The sequence below is a fragment of the Paenibacillus sp. J2R1T-4 genome (assembly GCF_059692235.1).
The window spans coordinates 377,281-400,490 of record NZ_JCAUBA010000002.1 but is presented as its reverse complement, the minus strand read 5'-3'; the positions used below and the strand labels follow the sequence as shown (position 1 = coordinate 400,490).

At 45.6% G+C, this 23,210-nt stretch carries 23 protein-coding genes; 5 read left to right on the top strand and 18 right to left on the bottom strand.

Annotation, left to right across the window (positions count from 1 at the left end; genetic code table 11):
* Positions 1-82: 82 nt before the first annotated feature.
* From AC58QD_RS05480 to AC58QD_RS05470, 3 genes are read right to left on the bottom strand one after another with little or no spacing between them, the layout of a single operon-like run.
* Positions 83-970 (bottom strand): carbohydrate ABC transporter permease, encoded by an 888-nt coding sequence (locus AC58QD_RS05480; RefSeq protein WP_497330838.1) that lies wholly within the window; start codon positions 968-970, stop codon positions 83-85.
* Positions 971-991: 21 nt separating this feature from the next.
* Positions 992-1,963: an ABC transporter permease gene (locus AC58QD_RS05475; RefSeq protein ID WP_497330836.1), complete on the bottom strand. Its 972-nt coding sequence runs from the start codon at positions 1,961-1,963 to the stop codon at positions 992-994.
* An 8-nt stretch (positions 1,964-1,971) separates the two neighbouring features.
* A complete protein-coding gene (locus AC58QD_RS05470) occupies positions 1,972-3,414 on the bottom strand; it encodes a hypothetical protein (protein ID WP_497330834.1) in 1,443 nt (480 codons plus the stop codon).
* Between the two features lie 286 nt (positions 3,415-3,700).
* On the opposite strand from AC58QD_RS05470, the gene AC58QD_RS05465 reads away from it, so the two are divergent.
* Together AC58QD_RS05465 and AC58QD_RS05460 are read left to right on the top strand one after the other, a co-directional pair.
* Positions 3,701-4,069 carry a MerR family transcriptional regulator gene (locus AC58QD_RS05465; protein WP_497330832.1) on the top strand — a complete coding sequence of 123 codons (369 nt, stop codon included), beginning with the start codon at positions 3,701-3,703 and terminating at the stop codon, positions 4,067-4,069.
* A gap of 3 nt (positions 4,070-4,072) precedes the next feature.
* A complete protein-coding gene (locus AC58QD_RS05460) occupies positions 4,073-4,396 on the top strand; it encodes a thioredoxin family protein (protein ID WP_497330830.1) in 324 nt (107 codons plus the stop codon).
* On the opposite strand, the gene AC58QD_RS05455 is transcribed toward AC58QD_RS05460, so the two are convergent.
* The 6 genes from AC58QD_RS05455 to AC58QD_RS05430 form a co-directional block, all read right to left on the bottom strand.
* Complete coding sequence (locus tag AC58QD_RS05455; RefSeq protein WP_497330828.1) at positions 4,393-4,869, bottom strand: NUDIX domain-containing protein; 477 nt, start codon at positions 4,867-4,869, stop codon at positions 4,393-4,395. The genes AC58QD_RS05460 and AC58QD_RS05455 overlap by 4 nt on opposite strands.
* Before the next feature lie 4 nt (positions 4,870-4,873).
* Positions 4,874-5,167 (bottom strand): MazG nucleotide pyrophosphohydrolase domain-containing protein, encoded by a 294-nt coding sequence (locus tag AC58QD_RS05450; RefSeq protein ID WP_497330827.1) that lies wholly within the window; start codon positions 5,165-5,167, stop codon positions 4,874-4,876.
* Between the two features lie 23 nt (positions 5,168-5,190).
* The gene (locus tag AC58QD_RS05445; protein ID WP_497330825.1) at positions 5,191-5,913 is read right to left on the bottom strand and encodes a nucleotidyltransferase domain-containing protein; all 723 of its coding nucleotides are present in this window, start codon (positions 5,911-5,913) and stop codon (positions 5,191-5,193) included.
* 12 nt (positions 5,914-5,925) lie between these two features.
* On the bottom strand, positions 5,926-6,405 hold the full coding sequence (locus AC58QD_RS05440; RefSeq protein WP_497330823.1) for an NUDIX hydrolase: 480 nt from the start codon (positions 6,403-6,405) through the stop codon (positions 5,926-5,928).
* A 9-nt stretch (positions 6,406-6,414) separates the two neighbouring features.
* Positions 6,415-7,251, bottom strand: coding sequence for a class I SAM-dependent methyltransferase (locus tag AC58QD_RS05435; protein WP_497330821.1), 837 nt, complete (start codon positions 7,249-7,251; stop codon positions 6,415-6,417).
* A 175-nt stretch (positions 7,252-7,426) separates the two neighbouring features.
* Positions 7,427-8,710 (bottom strand): aspartate aminotransferase family protein, encoded by a 1,284-nt coding sequence (locus tag AC58QD_RS05430; protein ID WP_497330819.1) that lies wholly within the window; start codon positions 8,708-8,710, stop codon positions 7,427-7,429.
* A gap of 264 nt (positions 8,711-8,974) precedes the next feature.
* Between AC58QD_RS05430 and AC58QD_RS05425 the strand changes: the two genes are divergently transcribed.
* The 3 genes from AC58QD_RS05425 to AC58QD_RS05415 are packed head-to-tail and all read left to right on the top strand — an operon-like array spanning position 8,975 to position 11,759.
* Positions 8,975-10,198 carry a Gfo/Idh/MocA family oxidoreductase gene (locus tag AC58QD_RS05425; protein WP_497330817.1) on the top strand — a complete coding sequence of 408 codons (1,224 nt, stop codon included), beginning with the start codon at positions 8,975-8,977 and terminating at the stop codon, positions 10,196-10,198.
* A complete protein-coding gene (locus tag AC58QD_RS05420) occupies positions 10,198-10,986 on the top strand; it encodes an SDR family NAD(P)-dependent oxidoreductase (protein WP_497330815.1) in 789 nt (262 codons plus the stop codon). Before AC58QD_RS05425 ends, AC58QD_RS05420 begins: the two co-directional genes overlap by 1 nt.
* Positions 10,986-11,759, top strand: coding sequence for an IclR family transcriptional regulator (locus AC58QD_RS05415; RefSeq protein WP_497330813.1), 774 nt, complete (start codon positions 10,986-10,988; stop codon positions 11,757-11,759). Before AC58QD_RS05420 ends, AC58QD_RS05415 begins: the two co-directional genes overlap by 1 nt.
* An 84-nt stretch (positions 11,760-11,843) precedes the next feature.
* Here the strand turns inward: AC58QD_RS05415 and AC58QD_RS05410 are convergent, their stop codons facing one another.
* The 9 genes from AC58QD_RS05410 to AC58QD_RS05370 form a co-directional block, all read right to left on the bottom strand.
* On the bottom strand, positions 11,844-12,644 hold the full coding sequence (locus tag AC58QD_RS05410; protein ID WP_497330811.1) for an MORN repeat-containing protein: 801 nt from the start codon (positions 12,642-12,644) through the stop codon (positions 11,844-11,846).
* 58 nt (positions 12,645-12,702) lie between these two features.
* The gene (locus tag AC58QD_RS05405) at positions 12,703-13,896 is read right to left on the bottom strand and encodes an extracellular solute-binding protein (protein WP_497330809.1); all 1,194 of its coding nucleotides are present in this window, start codon (positions 13,894-13,896) and stop codon (positions 12,703-12,705) included.
* A 167-nt stretch (positions 13,897-14,063) separates the two neighbouring features.
* On the bottom strand, positions 14,064-14,861 hold the full coding sequence (locus AC58QD_RS05400) for a sugar phosphate isomerase/epimerase family protein (protein ID WP_497330808.1): 798 nt from the start codon (positions 14,859-14,861) through the stop codon (positions 14,064-14,066).
* Positions 14,862-14,879: 18 nt separating this feature from the next.
* Complete coding sequence (locus AC58QD_RS05395) at positions 14,880-15,935, bottom strand: Gfo/Idh/MocA family protein (protein WP_497330806.1); 1,056 nt, start codon at positions 15,933-15,935, stop codon at positions 14,880-14,882.
* Positions 15,936-15,953: 18 nt separating this feature from the next.
* On the bottom strand, positions 15,954-16,832 hold the full coding sequence (locus tag AC58QD_RS05390; RefSeq protein ID WP_497330804.1) for a carbohydrate ABC transporter permease: 879 nt from the start codon (positions 16,830-16,832) through the stop codon (positions 15,954-15,956).
* Between the two features lie 17 nt (positions 16,833-16,849).
* Positions 16,850-17,791, bottom strand: coding sequence for an ABC transporter permease (locus AC58QD_RS05385; protein ID WP_497330802.1), 942 nt, complete (start codon positions 17,789-17,791; stop codon positions 16,850-16,852).
* A gap of 79 nt (positions 17,792-17,870) precedes the next feature.
* Positions 17,871-19,553: an extracellular solute-binding protein gene (locus AC58QD_RS05380; protein WP_497330800.1), complete on the bottom strand. Its 1,683-nt coding sequence runs from the start codon at positions 19,551-19,553 to the stop codon at positions 17,871-17,873.
* Positions 19,554-19,649: 96 nt separating this feature from the next.
* A complete protein-coding gene (locus tag AC58QD_RS05375) occupies positions 19,650-21,275 on the bottom strand; it encodes a response regulator transcription factor (RefSeq protein ID WP_497330798.1) in 1,626 nt (541 codons plus the stop codon).
* Positions 21,256-22,998, bottom strand: coding sequence for a sensor histidine kinase (locus AC58QD_RS05370; protein WP_497330796.1), 1,743 nt, complete (start codon positions 22,996-22,998; stop codon positions 21,256-21,258). Before AC58QD_RS05370 ends, AC58QD_RS05375 begins: the two co-directional genes overlap by 20 nt.
* Positions 22,999-23,210 lie beyond the last annotated feature (212 nt).

The window sequence follows — 23,210 nt, the reverse complement described above, 5'->3', positions numbered from 1 at the left end:
TGTATGAACCCTCCCTAAAGTGGTTGTTCACTTGCTCATTGACACCCTTACTAGTTGATTGTCTTAATTTATGCTGACACGATCACCCTTTTACGGAACCCAGCATCACCCCTTTCGCAAAATGCTTTTGCAGAAATGGATATACGATTAGGATTGGCAAGGTAGCTAACAGGATTGCCGCCATTCCGATCGTCTCACCAGGGGGCATATGCGCTTGTCTTGCAGCATCTCGTGCTGCAGATGCAAGTGAATTCGTCGTGTCGTTGAGAATAACAATTTGTCGCAGAATAACCTGCACCGTCCATTTAGACGGGTCGTTTAAATATAAAATGGCTGCGAAGTAAGTATTCCAGTGCCCTACTGCATAGAACAATCCGAAGGCTGCGAATGCTGGCTTGGATAATGGCACGACAATTCGTGTAAACGTTTGTAGATCATTCGCGCCGTCAATTAAGGCTGCCTCGTTCAGTTCACTTGGAATGTTCAAGAAGAACTGCCGGATTACAATTAAGTTAAAAGAGTTGATCGCACCAGGAATAATAAGTGCCCAATAGCTGTTGATTAAACCTGTCGCTTTGACGATCAAATAAGTCGGGATCATTCCAGCACTGAAAATGAAGGTGAAAAGGACAAGGAACAAATACACTTTTTGTCCCCATATGTTACGAGTTATAGCATAGGCCATCGTTGCAGTCAAAACTAAATTGACCAGGCTCCCTACTACCGTTATATAGATGGTTACCCCTATTGAATGGATAAATTCTTTGGATGCCAGAATGTAAGAGTATGCATCCGATACCCATCTCTCGGGCCAAAGAATCAATTCTTTCATTGCGTATTCTTCATAAGAGGTAAAGGATACAGCGAAAATGTAGTAGAAAGGAAAGAGCATGATTAGAGCTAATAGACCAAGAATTACAATGTTTACGAACTCTGCCAATCGCTCGGATAATGATTTCTGATTATACATAGTTTGTCACCTGCCTTTTGATTAGAAAACGCCATCTTCTCCGAATTTCTTAGCCATCTTATTAGCAGCCAGGATAAGTACCAGACCGACTACACTTTTGAACAACCCAACTGCTGTTCCGAAGCTGAAATCTGCTTGCTGGATGCCCTTGAAATACACAAAAGTGTCCAATACATTCCCCACTTTCATCGTAAATGGATTCAGCATCAGGAAAATTTGTTCGAAGCCGGAATCCAGCACGCTGCCTAGACGGAGAATGAATAGTATGACAATGGTACTGCGTAATGCCGGAAGCGTAATGTGCCAGATCTGGCGCCAACGATTCGCTCCGTCCACTACAGCCGCTTCATACAAGCTTGGACTGATGCCTGATAGAGCTGCCAGGAAAATAATCGTCCCCCATCCAGCCTCTTTCCAGATGACCTCCAGAACGATCAGCGGCATGAACCATCCGGGCTCCTGAAGGAATGAGATAGGCTCCATTCCAAAAAGAGGCGAAAAAATCTTGTTAACAATCCCCTCTGTTTTAAGGAAGATGGTGACAATTCCAATAACTACAACCCAAGACAAGAAATGAGGTAAATACAAAATAGATTGAACAATACGCTTGTAACGCTCATTCCTGACTTCGTTCAGCATGATAGCCAGAACGATTGGGATGGGAAAGGCAAACACGATCTGTAAGAAGGATAAATAGATCGTATTCCATAACACCCGTATAACTTCCTGGTCGCTGAAAATGGTCTTGAAATGCTTAAACCCAATCCATTCACTATCAAAGAATCCTAGAAATGGGCTGTAATTCTGGAAGGCGATAATATTTCCCAGCATGGGCACGTAACGGTAAACGATAAAGTAAAGCAAGCCTGGAAAAAGAAGAAGAAATAAATAGCGTTCCTTCCACAGTCTGTCCTTCAGCTTCTTGGTTTTACGCGGGACATGCGGGATAGGAGATGATGCTAGCGTTGTTGAAGTTCCATTTGATTGATCCATGTTGGCTATTACACTCCTTTTCTCCAACCATTGTCCGAATGATTTTTCAGTTGGATCGTAATAGAACGGTCAGCATTTACATATTGTGCACATGCCCAGTTGAGCGGATGTCTCACTCCAGGTTTAGTCTCTATTTCTGCCCGAAGGTTGAGACTCTGACTATCAAACCCGAGAGGAAGCACGAATGCAGCTTGTCTGACTTTTCCTCCGTATGGTTGTCCCTCATCCAAGTAACCGCTTGTATGAAAGGATCCGTCAATACTTTCCAGATGAATCCAGATTGTACCAGGTACCGCTGCTACACCGTCGTTGGCAAGTCCAATAATTAGCTCATCTGTCCCATAGCGCTTCCGTTGCCAGACCCAAGCTGGTCTTAATCGATATCCCATCCGACGCTGCAAAGTGCGAATTCCTTCTGGATATTTCTCGTTATAATGAGCGAGGTGATCTGCTTCCGTCCACAGGGACCAATAATTAGCGCCAACATCTAATGCATGCAGCATAGCGCTTTCCATTGCATTGATTCCAGCCTCATCTACAGGTATGTGTGATACATCATAGTGGCGATAATACCCATCTTCTATGATCGCCGCCGCGCTCGGAGGTCGATTGTTCAGCATTTCGATCTGGATCGGTTCCTCAACTATGATGCTATCTGTACGTAACCAACAGCCTTGATCCAAGCACAATCGTTGTACAACCTTATTGCCCACTTTGCTAATGTCCGGCTGTGTGTTGACAGCAAGAGGAACACGATTCCATATATCCATCTGGATGTGTGCCATTTCTGTAAACACTCGTTCTGCTTCATAACTGCTTGGAAATGGGTGAGGCAGACTTCCGGTGTGACCTTCACCCCAGTAACCATACATCATGAGGTCCATAAATTCGGTGTGCTCATTATTGAATTGCTCTGCAAGCAGCACATTCAACTCTTGAAACGCTTTCATGAAGGCTGGATGGTGATACATCGGTTCCCGCATTACTCTTCCTGTTGTTGTCTTACCAATCGTGATGAGCGGGATAGATTGTTGCAAATAATCAGGCAATGCCACCTGGTTAGGTTGGAACGATTCATTCGACAGTTGCACCCTGAAAGCAACTCGCAGACCATATTGCTTCGCTGCATCTAAAGTGAGCTTCCAGATCGGATGAAGGTCCAGCTTACCTGGACTGCTCTGTACATCTCTCCAATCACAGCGAATGTACAGGAGATCTGCAAACGGTAGAGAAGCTAATTTTTCTACATGCTGCTCAAGCGTCTCCTCTGATTTTCTTGCTCTTACGGAAGGACCATTTTCCTCCCAAGTGTAGCCGATCATGCCTACTCCAACATTTCTAATTTGTTTATCAGTAGGGGTAGTTACAGCTATTGTTGCCCAACCTTCATCTTGCTCGATCTCAAAAGGACCCTGGTTTAATCGAAATCTTGGTTGTTTGAAATTGTTCATATGTGTGAGCTCCCACTCCCTTATGCCCTAACAATATCGAATCTATATGGGGTTGAAAATCGCCGTAATTCTAAGAGCTTCACCGTTTTAACGAAAACCATAAAAATGATGAAGGAGTGATAAAAATGATGGTAGCGGTTACAAGTTACTTATACAGAAAAAAACCTGAGGGAGCATACGTCCCGCAGGCCTAAAAAATCATGAATAATTTAAAACTTGACCCTGACATTAGTGTCATGGTTTACAATACTATTATTACCCGTTAGAAGGAGGCGAAAGCTTATCCATGCGAATTGGTGAGCTTGCAGAGCAGACCGGAGTCAGTGTCCGTTCTTTGCGTTATTATGAGCAGCAAGGACTGTTGAGCTCCATTCGGCAGCCGAACGGATACAGAACATACTCCGCTCTTGCCGTTGAACAAGTGAACACGATACAATTCTACATTCGTCTTGGATTATCATCTGAAGAGATTGCTGGATTTCTTCATTGTGTACTCGTGAACAAAGAACAATTTTGTCAGCAGGTGCTTCCTGTCTATAAGAGTAAGCTTGCCGAGATCGACAAGCAACTCCAACAACTGCAAATGATTAAGTCCAATCTGGAAGAACGTATACAGTTCATTCAAGCTGAAAACAAACGATCAATGGAGGTATGAATAATGGCAATTGAATCTATTACAGAACAACAATTTGCTTCCAAGGTGGAAGCAAGTGCGGTGACACTGGTAGACTTTACTAGTCCCTACTGCGCTCCTTGCAAAGGTCTGCTACCGATTCTGGCGCAACTCGATGAAGAGTTCTCATCCCGAGACTTGGGTATCCTGAAAGTGAACGTCGATGATTATCCAGGAATTGCATCCGAGTTCGGCATTATGGGTGTTCCCACGGTCATTGTATTTAAGGATGGACAGCCCGTTGAGAAATTGGTCGGCCTGCGTCCTAAGGCTGCTTACCAAGCGACGCTCACACGTTATCTGGATTAAAGCTTAACTACCCAATCGTTAAGAATCTTAGAATCAAAAGAGGCAGGGTCATTCAGGAGGTATTGCTTGGCAGACATCGCAAGCGGGGATGAGTTCCCCTCGTTAAGCTCTGCCAGGCTTACCCATTCCGCTCCAGATGCATCATCGCTAGCTCGCTTGATTCTACTTATTGAACTCACTAAGGTGCTGCTTACTTCATGGATCAGAGCAATATGCTGCGTATGGGAGTGCTCTCTAACCGGGGAAGGTACAACATATTCGCCAACTCCGGCAAGTTGAATCACTTGTATGGCTATTCCAACTTCTTCCTCGAATTCCCGGTGCAAAGCATGGACGATCGTTTCTTGAGGTTCTATACCCCCGCCCGGTAGATCATACCGATTCCTATATGGGCCCGATGTCTTATTCACAACCAGGAGCTTCTTATCTTTATACAAAATCCCATACACGCCAAGATGCCTATGCCAAGTCATTGGTTTATCTTCCCCACTTTATTTTATTCAAATCATCCTTCAGCTTGAAGCTCTCCTCGAGATTGATTTCATACACGTTGGCTAATGTAATCACATAGTACAGAACATCTACCAGTTCTTCTTCGATCGTTCCTTTGATTTGCCCTGTATCCTTCAATCGGGCGTCTTTGCGAATCGTTTCCGACAGTTCCCCCATTTCCTCAACTAACTTCAAAAAATACGTATGCTTGTTAGCAGGCCTATGATCGAAATTCCGGATGTAGTCCTGTAATCCAGTTAGTGTAAGCGGGTTGTCCACTGCGCTTCCTCCATTAATATATATTAACTGATCTGTGACTCGGATTGTGGCTTACCCATGGAGAAACCAGCGAATAACTGGCCGCCTAATGGAGCATAAACATCATGAACGAACTGAATAAAGGGCTTCTTGTGCCGAGCCGTATAGTAAGCTTCCATAGCTTCGAAGAATCGTTGGGCAATCGCATGATCATAGTTATAAAGGGCTCGGGTTAGTGTTTTTCCAGCTCCAGACCATTGACCGTTCAACCTGAGGATGAAATCTGCCACCCTTACCGAACATTCATTTAATGTCATTAATGATTCGTGATCATTGCAGCTGTCCATGAAGTCATCCAACGCGTCAAAGATGAAATACCTGGATGCTCTAATATATTCACTGGTCAAAGACGGTGGGCCATGCAATATACATTGTTGTGCAGCTTTTCTGTATTCATCTGATGTTCCATTGTCCCTCAGAAGCAATCCCTCTTGGATCATCGTTGCTAGAGTCGGCCTCCCCCTCTGACGATCTTTCTCGAATTGTTCGATATAAGATTCATCGTTATGAATGAGGGTCTCTATCCTCCATCCGAATTGTTCGAAGCTCTCACGGTATTGGATTGCGATGTTAGTATCTATGATGACAATATCCAAGTCAGATGTAGGTGTATCGGTTCCTCTTGATGCGCTTCCTGCCAAGAAAGCAACCTCACACCCAGGAAACTCGGTATCTACGAACCTCTGAGCCGCTTCTAATGCACTCATCCTCACTGAATATCACCTCTCCGACAAATAAAACTTAATACCTGCACGATCCACGTTAGAGAACTGCAGGGGAACACTTGTGAACATAGCCCTTAACTCCTCTAGACCCACCCATCTGATAGCTTCGGTCTCATCACCTTTCGCTAATAACTCGCCCTCCGCCTTGCATCGGAAGTAGTAGCCTACGGAATCAATGGGTCCATGGATGGTCTGATAGGCTGCATACGGACGAATACATTCCACTTCAAAATCCGGGTTTATCCCCACAGTATCGATCCGTGTATTCGCACCTTCAATCTCCGTTACGCAAAGTCCTGTTTCTTCCATTACTTCTCTTGCTAATGCAGTATGTAAAGGTTCGAACGGTTCAATTTTCCCACCGGGAAGCTCAATCTTAAGAGGCTCATCGGGTTTATTCCTTATTTGGATTACGATTTCCGTTCGTCCATCTACTGTCCGTTCTACGATAGCTCTTGCATTCACGAAGATCATGGTCCATACCTACTTTCTGCAAATAAATAGTCCTGTCTCTTTGGTGACCGGGAGATAGCCTTCTTTGTCTTTTTTGGATTCTAGAAAAGCAATAAAGGCATTTTTTCTAGATTCCGTGAAAAATGTTGCCACTGCGGGCTCCACTGAACAAATATACTCTAGTAAATGTTGCGGATTGGATATTCGCAAATTACTTTCAAAGTAGATTGTATCTATAGAAGTGAAATGAGGCTCTAATTGCTCATGCCCTCCATCAAGTCTAAACTCGAATAGACGCGTTTTATTGCGGAACGGGATGGTTGCATCGAATTCCTCAACCCACTCATACATCTCCCGCATATGTTTCTTTCCATTGGTTGCTGCATATAGAACGCCGTCTGGCTTCAAAATCCTCTTAATCTCTTGAAACGCTCTCTCTCGATCCGGAACATGATATAACATATGATTTGCAACTACTTTATCAAACGAGTCGTTCGCAAAGGATAGAGCTTGAATGTCTTGAATCTCAAACTGAATATTAGGATGATTCGCAAGATTGGACTTAGCGCTCTCGAGCATACCTTCGGATAAATCAGTTAAGATGATTGTCCAATCGGGTCCAATTGTGTTCTTCTTCCAGAGTGTACCGTTCCCACAGCCCAACTCCAGGATCCGATCATGGGTTTGGAAATCCATCTGTTCAAATACCCAATGGTGCCAATCTTTAGGGTTCGTGCTGTATAGCTCATGCAGTTGAATTCGGATATCGAGATTATTGGAAGTCTTGTATTGCTCTTGTACATAAGGTTTATCTTTACGCGTTGACCCAGTGGTTACTGCTGTACGTAAATCTTTTGGTTTCTCCATAACATGAACTCCTTCTACTTTAACTAATATCGAATCTTCGTGTATCCATTATAATCCATATTTAGAGTCTTGTGATAGACCTCATATTCCATTGTGAAGTCGCATGTCGCATAAATACAAAACAGCCTGCTCGCGCGCACGACGAGTCAGGCTGTTTGGCTATTATCTATCCAGATTATGCAAGTTCCTTCAAGACGGTTTCAATAATGTCCAAGGTTGTATCGATCTCAACATCCGTATGGCTGTAGCTGATATGGTTCCGCTTGATGTTCATCGGCATCTTGAAGATCCCTTTTTCAATCAGCTTTTTGCGATATTTCACATATAGCTCCGCATTATTATGTTGAAGGTCTGTATAGTTCTTAGGCTCAAAATTCATGAAATAAGTCGTCCACACGGAACCGAACCCAGCAACAATCGCGTCTATACCCAGACGATCATGGATTTCGCGGATTCCTGTACGCATTTTCTCCCCTAAACGGAATACATGCTCATGAACCGGCTCATTCTCCATCATTTCCAATGTTGCAATCGATGCGGCTGTTCCAACAGCATGCCCATTATAAGTTCCAGCGAACCAAACATCTCCGCCTGGTTGGGTATTGAACCGCTGCATATATTCACGTTTACCGGCAATAGCTGCAATCGGGAAGCCGTTGGCCATTGCTTTTCCCATCGTAGTCAAATCTGGTGTAACACCTGCGACCTTCTGGTATCCACCGATATCATGGCGGAATCCTGTAATAACTTCGTCAAAGATAAGAATAACGCCATTAGCATCACAAAGATCGCGAAGCCCTTGCAAGAAACCTGGCTGTGGCATGATACAGCCAATATTGTGAGGAATCGGCTCGACTATTAATGCCGCAACCTGCCCACTGTTCTCCTTTAATGTTTGCTCCACATTATCCAGATCATTAAACGTACATACTAATGTACTGTCAATCGCTTCATCCATCATACCTGCTGATCCAGGGTCACGCTTACCAATCATATCCCAAGCGCTTAACATGTTGCGTGCTACGTAGTCATGCCAGCCATGATAGCAGCCTTGGAACTTGATCAGCTTCGTCCGTCCTGTTACGGCGCGGGAAAGTCTGATGGCGTGATAGGTTGCTTCCGAACCTGAGTTACAGAATAACACTTGATCCGCTGAAGGCACGTGAGTAACGATCTTCCTTGCACATTCAACTTCCAGATCCGTACAACCAACACCGTATAGGTCTGTACGGCTGAGGGCTTCAATTACTTTTCCATTCACATAAGCATGATTATGACCTAGAATGAACGGACCAAATGCAGCTTGATAGTCAATATATTTCTTACCGTCAGCATCATATACGTATGCACCTTCACCTTTGGTAAAGACCGGGAATGGATCAATGTTACGGATCGATGTATGCACACCGCCTGGTGTGTATTTCTTGGATTCTTCGTGAAGCTCTAGATTTCTTGACATAGTTGTTGTTCCTCCTGAATTGGGATTATCGAGTTCAATATGTTGAATTCAATTCACAATATTTATACTATAATTATATGAATGCATTTTTTATCCGTCAACAGTTTATTTTTATACAAAATGGTTCGTTTATTACACATTTAATTTATTAAAGAGAAAACACAGATCAAGCTCAAAAACTGTTTGACATCATCACACGATGGATTGTAAAGTATTTTTATAAATGGTATTCCATATATTGAAACGTTAGTGAGGAGAGTTGAGATGACGACTTCACAGAAATCGATAAGGTTAGCTGTAGTTGGAGGAAGACGCGGTGCCGCTTTCAAGCACGCCTTATCCGCTCTATCCGGATCCATCACATTAGTTGCAGTCTGCGAATTAAACGAGGTTATGTTGAACAATTGGAAAGAAGCTTATCCAGAAGTTAGAACTTTTACCGATTATCAAGCATTGTTGGCGGATCCTGATATTGATGCTGTCTTGTTGGCAACACCTCTTATGATACATGCAAGACAAGCCATACAAGCACTTCGTGCCGGGAAACACGTGCTAAGCGAGGTTATCGCCGCTCATACTTTAGAGGATGCTTGGGAATTGGTTGAGGCTGTAGAGCAGACTGGTTTGACGTATATGTTGGCAGAAAATTATTGTTATATGCGGCCTAATAAAATGATTGAGAATATGGTGCAGCATGGTGTTTTTGGTGAGCTTACTTATGCCGAAGGCGCCTATTTGCACGATTGTCGGAAGTTGACCCATTACGAGAATGGTGAATTGACATGGCGCGGGAAGCTTCAGCTCGAAGGAAATGGAATGAACTATCCTACACATTCTCTCGGTCCTATTGCGCAATGGGTTGGTCTTAATCGAGGTGATGAGCTGGATTACATGAGCACTTATACGACCCGCACTGGGAGTATGCCTAAATATTATAGAGACCATTTCGGCGACACCCACCCAGGTGCTAGCTCGAATTATTGGCAGCAAGGCGATTCCTCTATCACTACGATTCGCACGAAGAATGGAATTGTCATCTCTCTGCGTGTAGATTGGGTATCTAGCCGTCCTCATAATATGACGCAGTATGGATTACAAGGAACTAGAGGAGCTTATATCGCGGCCCGTCACGAACATGAAGATCCAATGATCTGGATAGAAGGTCGCTCACCCGGCTTCTCAACCGACTTACCAGGTGAAAAGAAAGCAGAATGGGAATCCTTATGGACATACAAGGAGGAATATGAGCATCCTCTGTGGAGACGTTGGATGACTGAGGCGGAGCAAGCTGGTCATGGCGGCGGAGACTTCTTCGTCATTGATGAATTCGTCCGTTCCATTCAGGAACAACGCTCTCCCGCCATCGATGTCTATGATGCTGTGGCTTGGAGCTCTATCTTCCCTTTATCTATGCAATCTGTAGCAGCTAACGGCAAGCCTGTTTCATTTCCTGATTTTACGAAGAACCGCCAAGGGAGGAACCCATAATGAGGTTGCACAACAAGAGAGTGTTGATAACTGGAGGCGCCAGAGGAATAGGTCTTGGAATCGCTGCTCGTTTCCTTCGAGAAGGAGCAAGTGTTTTCCTGATCGATCTGCGTGAAGAGCAATTAACGGCAACGGTAGAACAGCTGGAGAGTATTGCTCAGTCGCTTCCTGCTGGACACTCGGTTCAAGTTCATGCTGCTGTATGCGATCTGGCTGATTCCGATCAAGTGCTGCGTACAGCGAAATTAGCATGGGACACCCTTGGAGGATTGGATATCCTTATTAACAATGCCGGCATTGCTGTTCGCGAGACATTCGTTGACATCCCCTATCAGCGCTGGTTGGACATTATGAACGTCAATCTGAACGCAATGTTCCTGCTCAGTCAGTGGACTAGCAAGCAAATGATTCAGAATAACATTCAAGGCTCCATTGTGAATATGGCATCAAAAAACGGTCTCTCCGGCAGCTCTATGTTAGCCCACTATAATGCTTCCAAAGGTGGAGTCGTGCTATTAACGCAATCGATGGCCGTCGATCTGGCTCAATATGGGATCCGTGTGAACGCGGTTGCTCCAGGCTTCATTGACACGCCGCTGGATAGAGAATTGAAGCAAAAAGAAGATAAACCGATTGATCTCACGAGCCGAACACCTATGCGCCGGTTAGGAACAATTGAGGAAACGGCAAATGCATTCTTATTCTTGGCATCAGATGAAGCCTCTTATATTACAGGGACAACCCTAGTTGTAGATGGCGGTCATCTTGCAAATGCAGGTGAGCTGTAATGGCCCAAGGAACCAAAGATTACTCCGTTCCGGCATTAGAGAAATCGATTCTCATCCTGAATGCCCTGTCGGAAGAGGATCTGACAATCGGTGATTTGCACGCACGTCTGAAGCTTCCTAAGACCACAACATTCGTCATTCTGAATACACTCGAGCAATATCAGATCATCTCCAAATCTCCGGATGGCAAGTACAGACTAGGTTCTGGTGTATTGCGTTGGGGCAATCGGTACCTGAATTCCATGGACTTGGTTCAGGTCGCAAAACCTCATCTGCAACTGCTTGTTGCAGACTCACCCTATACGGCTCATTTGGCCGTATTGATCAATAATCGGCCTGTCTACTGCGACAAAGTGGAAGGTGCGGGATTCGTCCGATTCGCTACATCAGTTGGCCAGGCCCAGCCTTTGTACCAGTCCAGCGTAGGCAAAGCCCTTGCTGCGGATATGACCGATGAGGAGATCCTGAGCTTAGAACCAGATCATATGAACAGCCCGACATTGAAGAGTATCCGTACGCCCGAGCAGTTTCTCGAGGATATCAAGTTTGTGCGTGAGCATGGGTTCTCGCTAGAGGATGAAGAGTTCGAAGAAGGTGTACGCTGTATTGGCGCTCCTATTCGAGATAGTTCGGGGAATATTGTCGCATCCATGAGTATTACCGCATTAAGCAAGGATATGCCTGCTGTCAAGTTCATGAAGATTGGTGAGGAAGTTAAGAATACGGCGCTGAATATCTCGAAGGAGCTTGGTTTCACGGATGTTGGTTCATAAGGTAATTGGATGGAAGGACTGGAGGTGTGATGACCAGGCCCTTCCATTTTTTTGGCAACTCACTCCCACGACTGAGGACTGACCCTACTGGAGTAGCTCCGTGGTGTATACAAACTCCCCGTAACTCCACAAACCTTTCCGTTCTGTGCCGTCTGACGAGATCTTCGTTCCATATCCGTGCTCAAAGCTGTCCTGCCATTGCCCCACATAATGGGCTCCGTCTAACCAAGTGTAAGTTCCATGACCGCAAAATACTCCATGATCCCAATAACCTTCATAGCGATCCCCATTCGCAAAGCACTTCTTGCCATATCCGTGCTCTTGATCTTGATGCCACTGTCCCTCATATAAGGTTCCGTCCCGCCATGTATAGATCCCTTGTCCGTGCTTCAGACCACGCATAATCTGACCTTCATATCTCTCGCCCTCATAATTCTTGATAACATAATCTAGAGGCAGCAGGCTCTCATCCCGCCCTGCTCTATGAATAACAAAAGGAGATGGAATAAAGTTGCTATCCACGTAGGTCTGGTAGAACCAGACCGTGAAATCATGGAATCTATGAAATAAAGTTTTAATTCTGACAAGATCCATAATAAGCTCACTTTCCCGTGTATCAAACAGCTCGATCTCCCTTAATACTTTATACATATCTTCGTCTATCATTTTGTTCTGCCACAAGGAATGTAATAGGCCATCATTGTGTTGGTGATAGATGACAAGTCCATTGCGATCGGTTAGGATCCGGATCAACTCACTCGTTACTTGCTTCATATTCACCATAGCAGCAAACGGATCATCTAGAATCAAATCCTCAGCACGAAAAGCTAATTTATACAGATTTGGGTAAGAAAGCTTAAGAAACTGGAAATTTGAGAACTTCAATAAAAATCATTCCTTTTAATTAGATTAGATTAGATTATTGATATCCTTCCATCCAACTTCAACGAAACTTTTCCCATCTTTCCTCCAACGCTAAATCTAACTCAATGGCTAGACAATTCAAAGTTTCTCTCGTGTCAGCACCATGAACTAGTATTTTTTCAATAGCAGGATTAATAATAGGTTGTACCCAAGTTATCTGGTTACCAACAGGATCATTTGGATAATGAATCTGTTTGGCATACTGCAGCTCTCGAAGGATCGCTTTCCTATTAGGTTCCACGTAATATTTCTTATCTTCAAGCAACGCAATAAGAGAAGGAGTTCCCCCTAAAGGAACCATTCTTGTATATGCATTATCATTACTGCAGAGCGACCATATAAGCTCCCAGGCCGTTTCTGGATTTCCACAAGTGGAAGATATTCCGAATCCATTGACAAAAGGACAAGCCACCTTAGGTTTGGAACCGAAACTAGGGAGACCTACTACTCCAAGTTCATCTTGCAAAAGGGGTTCAAGCTCGAACAAGGTAAGATAAAACTCCAAAGTCATCCCTGTCTTTCTTCGTGAGAATGGCCTTGTGTCAAAATAACTAAGGGTTGGCCGTGATACTTTATGAACCCGAACGAGATCGACACCCCCTTGTATAGCTTCAATCGCTTCTTCGCTGTTGATGTAACCGCTCGCTTTTGTTCCGTCAGGAGAGAATAATCTTGCCCCATTATTCACGAGCAGCGGTTCCAGATATTCATAGTGAAAGGAGAGGTTGGCTCCATACATATCCTCACCTACTACATTGCTATGATGGATGTGAATCGCGCTCTGTAAAAAATCTTCCCAAGTCCAATCATTGTTCGGGTATGGTATATTGGCTTTGTCAAACCAGCTTTTGTTATAAAAAATACCTTTTGTTGTTGTTGAAGCAGGAATTCCTGTCTGAATACCGTTCCACTTGAATAGCTCCAAACTGACCTTATCGAATTTGCATTTTTGCAGCTCATTTTCTCTTTTAAGCCAAGGCGTCAAATCCAGTAAAAGTCCCTTATCAGTCAAATATGGAATGTTGGAGCTCCCTAGTTGAATAATATCCGGCAGTATTCCAGATTTATATTTGTCCATTAAGATCATGTTTTTACGCACTTCATTCACATATTCGAAATGTATATTCACTTGAGGGTGTAGTCGAGCAAATTCATTATGCAGGTCCTTCTCTTCTTGGCCGCACTCATCCATCAGGATCGTAATTGTTTGCATTCGGTTATCTCCTTACTTAGAGTTTGGTAATGTATTCTCCGATAAGTTCTGATTTCCTTTTTCTGTAATAAAATCACAAAAAAAATGGATGTTATCCATCCACCTTTATTTGCAGTTATTTGGTTAGGGGTGACTGTAGTCTTTTTTGATTCTAAGTATGGATTATTTCATTGAACGAGGCTTTTCAAATACTGGATCGACCGCTTTACGTCTTCAATCATTGATCGCTGCGGGTTCGTCTGTTGCGGATGCCATAACTCCAAGCCCATCCAACCACAGTATTGGATATCATTCAAAATACGAATCAGTTTGTTGATGTCAATTTCACCTTCGAGCAAATCCTCAGTAGGCGTAGAACCGATCTGATTTCTTAGATGAAGGGCGGTTATTCGTTCCGGGTATCTAAGCACCCAATCAATGGGATCGTGCCCGGCCGTATGCGCCCAACCCGTATCAACACAAAGCCCTACTGACGGATCGGCATAGTCTACGACAGAGCGCAGGTCCCCCTCTGCCAATAAAGAAGCGGCGGCATGATTATGCATAGAAACTTTTAAACCGAGCGGCTGTACGAGTCGGGCAATCCGTGACAAATTGTCTCCCTGCCGTTTGAGTTCCTCTTCCGTCTTCTGCCGGGGTTTAGTCCACTCTCCCTTAGGGTTCGCGTTTAGGATCAAGTCGGAACCTCCGTTTGCGGCTAATCCATTTGCTGCGGATAAGACGGTTCCCTCTATCGGAAGAGCTTCGTACGGTTCATGCAGAGCAAGCCCCAAATAAGTACCGGATATGTATAAACCGTTCTCCCGAATTAAGGCGACAGTTTCGGGTCTCGGTGCGACTTCCACTGCATCAAGTCCAGCCTCGGCACAATCCCGAATAATCGTTTCAATTGATGACTCCCGGCCGTCAGCCTTATACCGTTGCTCCCATACATACAGATTCGAGCTATATCCGACGATGTTCATTGTTTCTGCCTCCGTTTCTCAACTAATTAAGGACATTGTGCCCGTCTCAGACGACTTGTATATAGAGTCGATGATCATCTGGATCGTCAAGGAATTTTCGAGATTCGTGCTTGGCTCCCGATGATTCCGAATCGAATCGGCGAAATCCGATATGGGGCCGGCATGAACGGCAGACCAGGTATCGGCGCCCTTCCATATCGTATGTCGAACGACACCTTTCTCAGAAGAAGCTTCGTGGAAAATGATTTCTTTTTGATCCGAGGGAAGCAAATACAAATCAAGGGTTCCTTTCGTACCAACAATTTGCCACGCGTGTTCACGGTTCCCCGGAATAAAGGCTCCCCGTTCGAAGTTGATGACCGTGCCGCCGGCACATCCGATCATAGCAACTACGTGAGTTTCGGCATCGGATTCAGGCGCAATGTATGATTCAAACTGCGGGGTGACGTTCCATGTACGGCCGAACACCGATTCCGGCTTAAGCAACCATCCCGTGATCCCTAGAATATAATCCAAATCATACACACCCCAATCTGCCAGTACACCGCCGCCATTCACCATTTTGCTATACTGCCAAGCAAGCGGTGGAGACTTCGGCGGAGCAGCCGGAGCGATGTTGCGGCTGCGGATCACCCGAATGTCCCCGAGTGCGCCGGTGCTGACAAAATGAGCGGCGGCTTGAGCCGATTGAAAAAACCGGAATCGGGAAGAGCAGCAGCCGGCAATCAATTCGCCTCTAGCCTCGATCATACGGAGCACCTCGTCCGCATTCATGCCTGCCGGTTTTTCCAATAGAACATGTTTCCCTTGAGCGAACGCCTTCAAAGCCAGCTCTGTTCGGTACTTCGTTTGAAGGGCAAGAACGACTCCTTCGATTTCGGGATCTGCGAAGAGGTCATTAGGATCTGTGTATACCTTTTGAACACCGAATTTTTCCGCGGTTGAACGTGCCGCTTCTTCCCGGATGTCAGCAACCGCACATACTTGAATGTGCCTGGATTCCATCGCGTGCTTCATATGGTGCTGGGCGATCATCCCGCAACCGACGATGCCAAGTCTGACTTTTATCCCCATTGGCTCCCCCTCATTACCCTATTCTTTCACAGCGCCCAGCACGATCCCCTTGATAAAAAACTTTTGCAAAAACGGATAGACGAGCAGAATCGGAACAGCGCCTATAAATATTTGGGCGGCTTTCACCGTTCTTTGCGAAATGTTCTCCAGATCCTCCTTGTTGACATTCATCTTGTCGAAATCCTGTTGGACGATAACGGTCTGAAGAAATGTGGCTAACGGATAGTTTTCAAATTTGGTCATGTATAACAGACCGTCAAACCAGGCGTTCCAATGGCTCACCATCGTGAATAAAGACAATGTCGCAACAGCTGGCAATGAAATGGGTAAATAGATGTAAATCAGCGTCCTGAAATGCCCCCCTCCATCAATTAAACAAGCCTCCTCCAATTCCTTCGGGACGGTACGAAAGAAATTAAGCAGCAGGATCATGTTCCATACTGAAACAGCTCCCGGTAAAATGAGCGCCCAAAGCGAGTTCATCAATCCCAGTTTCAGGATTAATATATAATTGGCAATCATTCCGCCGTTGAAAAGCATTGTAAAAACAAAATACCACTTGTAAATGCTGCCGCTTTTTAAGTGAGTTTCGTTCTTGGAGAGCGGGTAAGCAGCAAGCATGACAACCGCCATTCCGATCACGGTACCGAGCGCCGTTCTCTTAACGGCAATCCACAACGAATCTAGAAAAAAAGGATTTGTTAGCGATTTACCGTACGCTTCCAGAGTGAAATCGACGGGCCAAAGGCCGACCAGATTAGCGCTGGCTGCCGCTTTACCGCTAAGCGAAACGGCCAGAATATGGACGAGCGGCGTCACACAAAGAATAGACAAAAGTGCCAACAAAATATGATTGATCAGGGCAAATACCCTGTAAGAAGCTGATTTATAATACAAAGTTACCACCCCCCAAGCTAAAAGATTCGATAATTGGCAAATTTGTAAGCAAGCCGATAGGCCAATACGATCAGGCCGAATCCAATTACGGATTTGAACAGGCCGATAACGGTTGCAAAGCTCATTTTACCGCTGATGATCCCCATTCGGTACACAAACGTATCAATGATGTCTCCCTTGTTATACACGAGCGGGTTATACAGGTTGAAAATTTGATCGAATCCCGCATTGAGGATATTGCCGAGCGACAGTGTGCCGACCACAATGGTGATTGGTAAAAGTGCCGGTATCGTTACATTCATAGTTTGCTGCCAGCGGTTTGCCCCATCCACTTCCGCCGCTTCGTACAGCGAGGGGTTGATTCCCGCCAGGGAGGCGAGAAAGACGATGGTGGAAAAACCGAATTCCTTCCATATATCGCTTGTTATCACGGTGAATAGAAACCAGTTCTCATCTCCCAAAAAGAACACCGGATTCAGCCCTACCAGAGTCAAGACCCGGTTAATAAGTCCGCCCTGCGGTGACAGCATATCGAGCAAAATGCCTCCAAGGACAACCCAGGAAAGAAAATGGGGCAAATAGACAAACGTTTGTACAAATCTCTTGAAAGCCGACTTACGAATTTCGTTCAACAAAAGCGCGAACAAAAACGGCACCACAAGGTGAAAGACGATTTTTAGAGAGGAGATGAAAAACGTATTCCAGATGACGCGCTTCGAATCGGGATACTCGAACATAAACCGGAAATGTTCCAGTCCTACCCATGGAGACTTCGAAAACCCCAAATACGGCTTAAAATCCTGAAAGGCAATAATGAGACCAGCCATCGGCACGTAATGAAATACGAACGTCAGGATGACAGCAGGCAACAGCATGAGATGCAGCGGCCAGCTTTTCGCCAATTTAAAAGCCTTACGCTTCATTAATGCCGGCTCGGCGGTCTCTGTCTGATAATGCATGCGCTCACTCCTCCGAAGATAATGCCGGATATGGAACGCTCGTTCTTCAAGCTGTTCCATACCCGCATTTGGCTGCTGCCTACTTTTTCAGCGCTTTATACCACTGATTGACTTCCTCGGTAATTTTATCTCCGCCTGACGATTTCCACTGCTGGACATAATTATCGAACGCATCGAGCGGCAGTTTGTCGAGCACAATTTTGTTATATGTTTCGAGCTCCATCTGGGACAACAGATCCCACTTGGACTCCATCGTTTTGGTCGGAGCACCTGTAAAGGCTTGATCGTGAATATAGCCCTTATCCTTGCTTTCTTTGACGATGACAGTTGCGTCCATTTCTTCCTTAGTGCGCGTTTCTAATGTGGTTTTTTCGTACGGTGTAGAAGGCGTCTCGCCCTTGGAAAGCTTGATCAACGCATTGGTCATCAGGTTCGGTATGCGGGCGCCGGTATAGGTGATCGTGTAGGGCCAGACGTTGGTTCCGCCTTGCGCGGTTCCATGCGACTTCGGCTTTCCGTCGAACACATCCCAGTCGTATCCTTTGGCAAGTCCATATTCATACTCGCTGCCTGGTTTCGGATCGGCGTAGTTGTCGAAAAAGTAGTTGTAGTATAAAAGAATGGACTCAGGATGTTTGTTGTTTTTATTGATCAGAATAACGCCGTTGTCGATTTTCTGAACGCCCCGAATTCCGATCTTGCCGTCAGGACCTTTAGGGAACTGGTACGCTTTGAATTTCGCGTCCTTCACATTTTTGTAAATGTCGCGCAACGGATAGTCCGGATAATAGTGAGGACCGACGACGATGCCCGCTTTTCCGGCGATGAACATTTCCGCAGCCTTGGTCTCATCCAGCGTACCGACCTCGTTCGAGATATAGCCTTTGCTCATCCAATCCTTCAGCTTAGCCAAACCCTGCTTGGCGCCAGGGTGGATCGAACCGTATTCAAGCGCATTTCCCGAGTTTTTATTCCATTGGTTAATAATGGAGCCATACCAGCCGAATGCGAACGCTGCAGAGTTGAAATTTTGCTTAAGTCCGAGCGAGAGCGGGATCGTGTCGTCTTTGCCGTTTCCGTCCGGATCTTTGGTTTTGAACACTCGCATAATGTTTTCCAATTCCTCAATCGTTTTGGGCGCCTGAAGGTTGAATTTGTCCATCCAGTCTTGGCGGATCCAAAGAACATTCTCCGTATTCAACGAATAATCATAGATTGGAAGCCCATACTTCTTGCCGTCGCGCATATAAGGGTACCAAACGGCTTGATCGGCGTTCACCGCATCCTTATACACTTTGGTCGCATATTTGTCGAACAGCTCGTCAACAGGCATGAATTTCCCGGTGTCGATCAGTAAATTAGCCACTGCGGTGTCCCGCAGGATAACGACATCGGGCAATTCCTCGTTTGCGGACAAAGAAAGCCGAAGCTTGTTGTTGAAAGCGTTGTTCGTGTTCGGCGTCGTCCAGGCAAATTTGATATCGATGCCAAGCTTCTCCTTAATCATTCGTGTATGTACGTTGTCTTCGATCGTCTCGCCCTCTTTGAATTTCCAGCAGCTGCACACCTCTTTGATCGTCGTCATCGTGATCGGCGGATCGTATTTCCCCTTTTTGAACACTTCCCCCATGCTGTCGGTCGCAACAGGTGCATTTGATCCGGACGGAGACGGTTGCGGTTTATCCGAGCTGCATGCGGCCACCGAGACCGTCAACAAGGAAGCCACAACGACGGAAAGCGGTTTCCAAAACGTTTTTTTCATGTCTTTACCCCTCCCAATACAAGTTTGATAGATGGATTCGTCCCTTACTATAAACGACCGGAATTCAGGTAGATATAGAAAAGTGTTGGCTTCATGTCACTTTGTTAGTGTCTTTGCGTCCCGATACTCTTGAGGCGTCAGCCCGAAATATTTTTTGAACACTTTAATGAAATAAGCAGCCCCCGGATAGCCGATACTTCCCCCGATCCGGTATATTTTCTCATCAGTTCCGCTCAACATATGAGCCGCTTTCTCCATCCGGTATCGGTATAGATAGCTGCTCAACATTTCTCCAGTCTCGGACTTGTACAGTTTAGACAAATGTGTCGGATGCAAAAAGACATGGTCGGCCATTGCTTGCAGCGATAGATCATCGGCCAGATGAGCCTCGATATAACGGTGCAGTTTTTGTATGATATCGGATCGGGTGTGCATCATTTCTTGTTCGATCTCGCCCTTCATTTTGTCGATTACTTGGTTTGTCCACTGTTGAAGCTCTCTAATGGATCGAAATAAAGTCCCGTTCGTCAGCTTTTCGTAATCGTTCCCAATCCATTCCGACAATCGCAGCCCGTTTTTGTGGGCCAAATAGTAAAATGCCCCGACAATTTCATAGCCGGCCTCCTGAACATGCTCCTGTGAATCCGAAAAGGACTCGTTCAATTCATCGAACATAGTTTCCAGCTTTTCCTGCAATTCCGTCCAACGTCCGGCCTCCAGTAAATGTACAAGTCGCGGCGGCTCATACAAACGCACCATCCTTTTAACCTTAGATAAAACCGTATCGTTCGCAACCCCTAGAAACGCCTCCTGATCTTTCCCGACTCGCTGCCGGAACGAATTCAGCACGGCGTGATAATGCGAGGCCAGATGATCGGGAAACGTACCCCAATCCGAGAGCAAGATGGAAACCGTACCCTTCAGAAAAACGTTAATCATACGCTGTAGCCGCACGGCACACTGCTCGAGCAGCTGCCTGCCCTGGCTCGACCGTGATTCTGTAGAGCGGGGCGCTGCTACAAACACAAGGAATCCATATTTGTCACGGCAATACCATAGGGTAAAATGCCGGGCGAAAATTTCATCCGCGATATTAAAAAGGGCATATTCTGAGAGGCTTAGACCGGTTTCGTCCAATTGGATAAAACTCCCCTCCAGTCGAACCATCATCATGCAAAAGACCGATCCAAAATCGATGGAGAGGTCATAGCTCTCGTTTTTCCGCTCCCATTCGGGCTTCAACATCGGTCGTCCGGTTAGCAGTCCTTCCAGGAGATTTCCTTTCAGGAATGGCAAATTTTCACGCAAGGCTGCAAATGCCTTTTCCGTCGAAGCGATCTGCTCCCACTCTTCCTTCAACTGCATTACGGCCCTTGTGACCGCTTCCATCAACGCTTCATCCCGCACCGGCTTGAGCAAATAGTCCGTAACGTTGTGGGCTAAAGCCTTTTGCGCGTAATCAAACTCCGCGTATCCAGATAGGATGATGCACTTTATCCGTCCCCAAGTTTTACGGATCTGCTCGATCAGCTGAATGCCCGTCATTTCCGGCATCAGCACATCCGTCAACACGATGTCGATCGGATAAAGCCCTAGCAGGCTCAATGCTTCAATTCCGTTTTGCGCCTTATAAACATGTTCGATCCCAATGCTTTCCCATGGAATCGTTTCCGATAATCCTTCCAGCCAATGGACTTCATCATCAACCAATAGCACGTTCATTGTCATCACGCTCCATTTGCAGGGAATAATCCCCGAAACTAAGGACGGTTTTCAGACCGCCAAGCGGAGAAGGCTCAAATGCTAGGCCGGCACCCTCCGAGCAAAAATAAGTCAACCGTTTATGAACGTTCCACATCCCGCACCCTACCTCATCGTCAAGCGCTTCCCGAATTTTATGCCTGAGCCGCTGCCGCTGATTCTCGTCCGTACCCGGGCCGTCGTCATCCACCATTATTACGGTGTTATGCTCTTCGTATTTTCCGGTAATCCGGACGGTTCCCGCACCGATTTTCTTTTGAATGCCATGGATAATCGAGTTTTCAACAATCGGCTGTAAAATAAGCAGCGGCACCTGCATGTCCAGCATTGCATCAGGGATACGAATTTCGTACCGAATGAGGTTCATACGCAGGTTCTGGATTTCCAAATAATGCGTGACCAGCTTGATTTCTTCCCTGAGTGTGGTGACTTTCTTCTCAAGCCGGGTTGTATACCGGTAATAATCCGATAGGTTGTAGGCCATCGCCAAAACCGCTTCCTCGTTGTGGAGCTTCGTCATATTAGCAATAAAGCCGAGACAGTTGTACAGGAAATGCGGATCGATCTGCGACTGCAGCTGTTTCAGAACCGCCTCGCGGGTGTGCAGTTTTTCCACAACCACTTTTTCCATCAACTCTTGGGTCGTCGCCGCCATCTCATTGAATTGGATAAACAAAAAAGCGAACTCATTTTTCGGCAGCGTTTTCAAGCGAAAAGAATAATCCCCTGCCTTTAGCCGTTTGACAGCGGATATTAAAGAGCGAATTGGTTTTTGCACTTGACGATAAAGCCCGTAAGAAGTAATGAAGCCCATGATTAACAGGATGGCCAAGCCTGCATGAAACAGGTTGCGGCTCTTATTGATTGGGGCAAGCACGTCCTGCAGGGAAACATAGTCGATTAAATACCAGCCTATCGTTTTTGATTGGATCGTGTTTACCAAGTATCCCTTCCCTCCCATATTTAGTGTAAACGTGGGCGGGGAATGGGGCGCCCGCTCTTGAATCGAACGGATCACCTCAAGGATGAGGGGTTTGTTCGCACTTTGATTACCGATGAAACCATCGTTGTCCGAATACAGGAACGGATCTCCCCTGCCGCTAGACTTAAACTCATCCAGCATATTTTTAATTTTTTCTTCCGATAAGCTCACTTCTACAATTAAATTGGCATTCTCCAGTACGGCGTCAGTCGTGAAGGGGCCGGTCACATAGGAATAGAACCCCGATTTGTAAGGGGAGCCATGCTTGTATACCCAATTAGCAGAAACATTCCCGCGCAAATAGGACTCGTCGTACGTCCGCTGCGGATCAGTCGAGACGGCTTCCTTTGTGGTAACGGAGTAGATCGAAATATGATTTGTCCAATCGTAAGAGAGCGCCTGCAAGTTGATTTTATCCTGGAGCAGGGATCGTATTTTTTGGTTTTCCAACGGTTCACGGAAAAAAGGGATCGACGCGAATTCTTTCACGCTAGGATCATTGCTGAGCACGATCGAATTTAATTTAAGCCGGTTTACGGAGGAATCGATCAAGCTTAAAAAATAGGACAATTGATTGTAGTTCGTCGATTGAATTTGCTCATCCAACACACTCTCACTCACCTGGTTGGAGTAGCTGTTCATTAGCAGCACCGGAACGAGCAATGCAAAAAGCAGCAGGAGAATGCGATTAAAGATACTCACCGAACACCACCTCCCTGATTTCTCTCTATTATTGACAGTCCTCAGGGGATGGTACATGTTTTATTCATTAAAATTATGGTTAATTGTGAATTGATTTTTTTCCGGATAATACGAAGTGAGGCTAGGGGAAATGATCCCCTAGCCTCACTTTGTCAACTGCCGCTTCCGGCAGCCCTTTTGTTTGTGCTATTATCTGATGCTGTACTACTCTA

Bases quoted from the DNA above. Each gene is read 5' to 3' on its own strand.
- AC58QD_RS05430 (WP_497330819.1), bottom strand. From the start codon at position 8,710: ATGTCAAGAAATCTAGAGCTTCACGAAGAATCCAAGAAATACACACCA.
- AC58QD_RS05395 (WP_497330806.1), bottom strand. From the start codon at position 15,935: ATGGGGATAAAAGTCAGACTTGGCATCGTCGGTTGCGGGATGATCGCC.
- AC58QD_RS05475 (WP_497330836.1), bottom strand. From the start codon at position 1,963: ATGGATCAATCAAATGGAACTTCAACAACGCTAGCATCATCTCCTATC.
- AC58QD_RS05445 (WP_497330825.1), bottom strand. From the start codon at position 5,913: ATGAGTGCATTAGAAGCGGCTCAGAGGTTCGTAGATACCGAGTTTCCT.
- AC58QD_RS05465 (WP_497330832.1), top strand. From the start codon at position 3,701: ATGCGAATTGGTGAGCTTGCAGAGCAGACCGGAGTCAGTGTCCGTTCT.
- AC58QD_RS05460 (WP_497330830.1), top strand. From the start codon at position 4,073: ATGGCAATTGAATCTATTACAGAACAACAATTTGCTTCCAAGGTGGAA.
- AC58QD_RS05440 (WP_497330823.1), bottom strand. From the start codon at position 6,405: ATGATCTTCGTGAATGCAAGAGCTATCGTAGAACGGACAGTAGATGGA.
- AC58QD_RS05435 (WP_497330821.1), bottom strand. From the start codon at position 7,251: ATGGAGAAACCAAAAGATTTACGTACAGCAGTAACCACTGGGTCAACG.
- AC58QD_RS05470 (WP_497330834.1), bottom strand. From the start codon at position 3,414: ATGAACAATTTCAAACAACCAAGATTTCGATTAAACCAGGGTCCTTTT.
- AC58QD_RS05420 (WP_497330815.1), top strand. From the start codon at position 10,198: ATGAGGTTGCACAACAAGAGAGTGTTGATAACTGGAGGCGCCAGAGGA.
- AC58QD_RS05480 (WP_497330838.1), bottom strand. From the start codon at position 970: ATGTATAATCAGAAATCATTATCCGAGCGATTGGCAGAGTTCGTAAAC.
- AC58QD_RS05425 (WP_497330817.1), top strand. From the start codon at position 8,975: ATGACGACTTCACAGAAATCGATAAGGTTAGCTGTAGTTGGAGGAAGA.
- AC58QD_RS05405 (WP_497330809.1), bottom strand. From the start codon at position 13,896: ATGCAAACAATTACGATCCTGATGGATGAGTGCGGCCAAGAAGAGAAG.
- AC58QD_RS05380 (WP_497330800.1), bottom strand. From the start codon at position 19,553: ATGAAAAAAACGTTTTGGAAACCGCTTTCCGTCGTTGTGGCTTCCTTG.
- AC58QD_RS05400 (WP_497330808.1), bottom strand. From the start codon at position 14,861: ATGAACATCGTCGGATATAGCTCGAATCTGTATGTATGGGAGCAACGG.
- AC58QD_RS05415 (WP_497330813.1), top strand. From the start codon at position 10,986: ATGGCCCAAGGAACCAAAGATTACTCCGTTCCGGCATTAGAGAAATCG.
- AC58QD_RS05385 (WP_497330802.1), bottom strand. From the start codon at position 17,791: ATGCATTATCAGACAGAGACCGCCGAGCCGGCATTAATGAAGCGTAAG.
- AC58QD_RS05455 (WP_497330828.1), bottom strand. From the start codon at position 4,869: ATGACTTGGCATAGGCATCTTGGCGTGTATGGGATTTTGTATAAAGAT.
- AC58QD_RS05375 (WP_497330798.1), bottom strand. From the start codon at position 21,275: ATGAACGTGCTATTGGTTGATGATGAAGTCCATTGGCTGGAAGGATTA.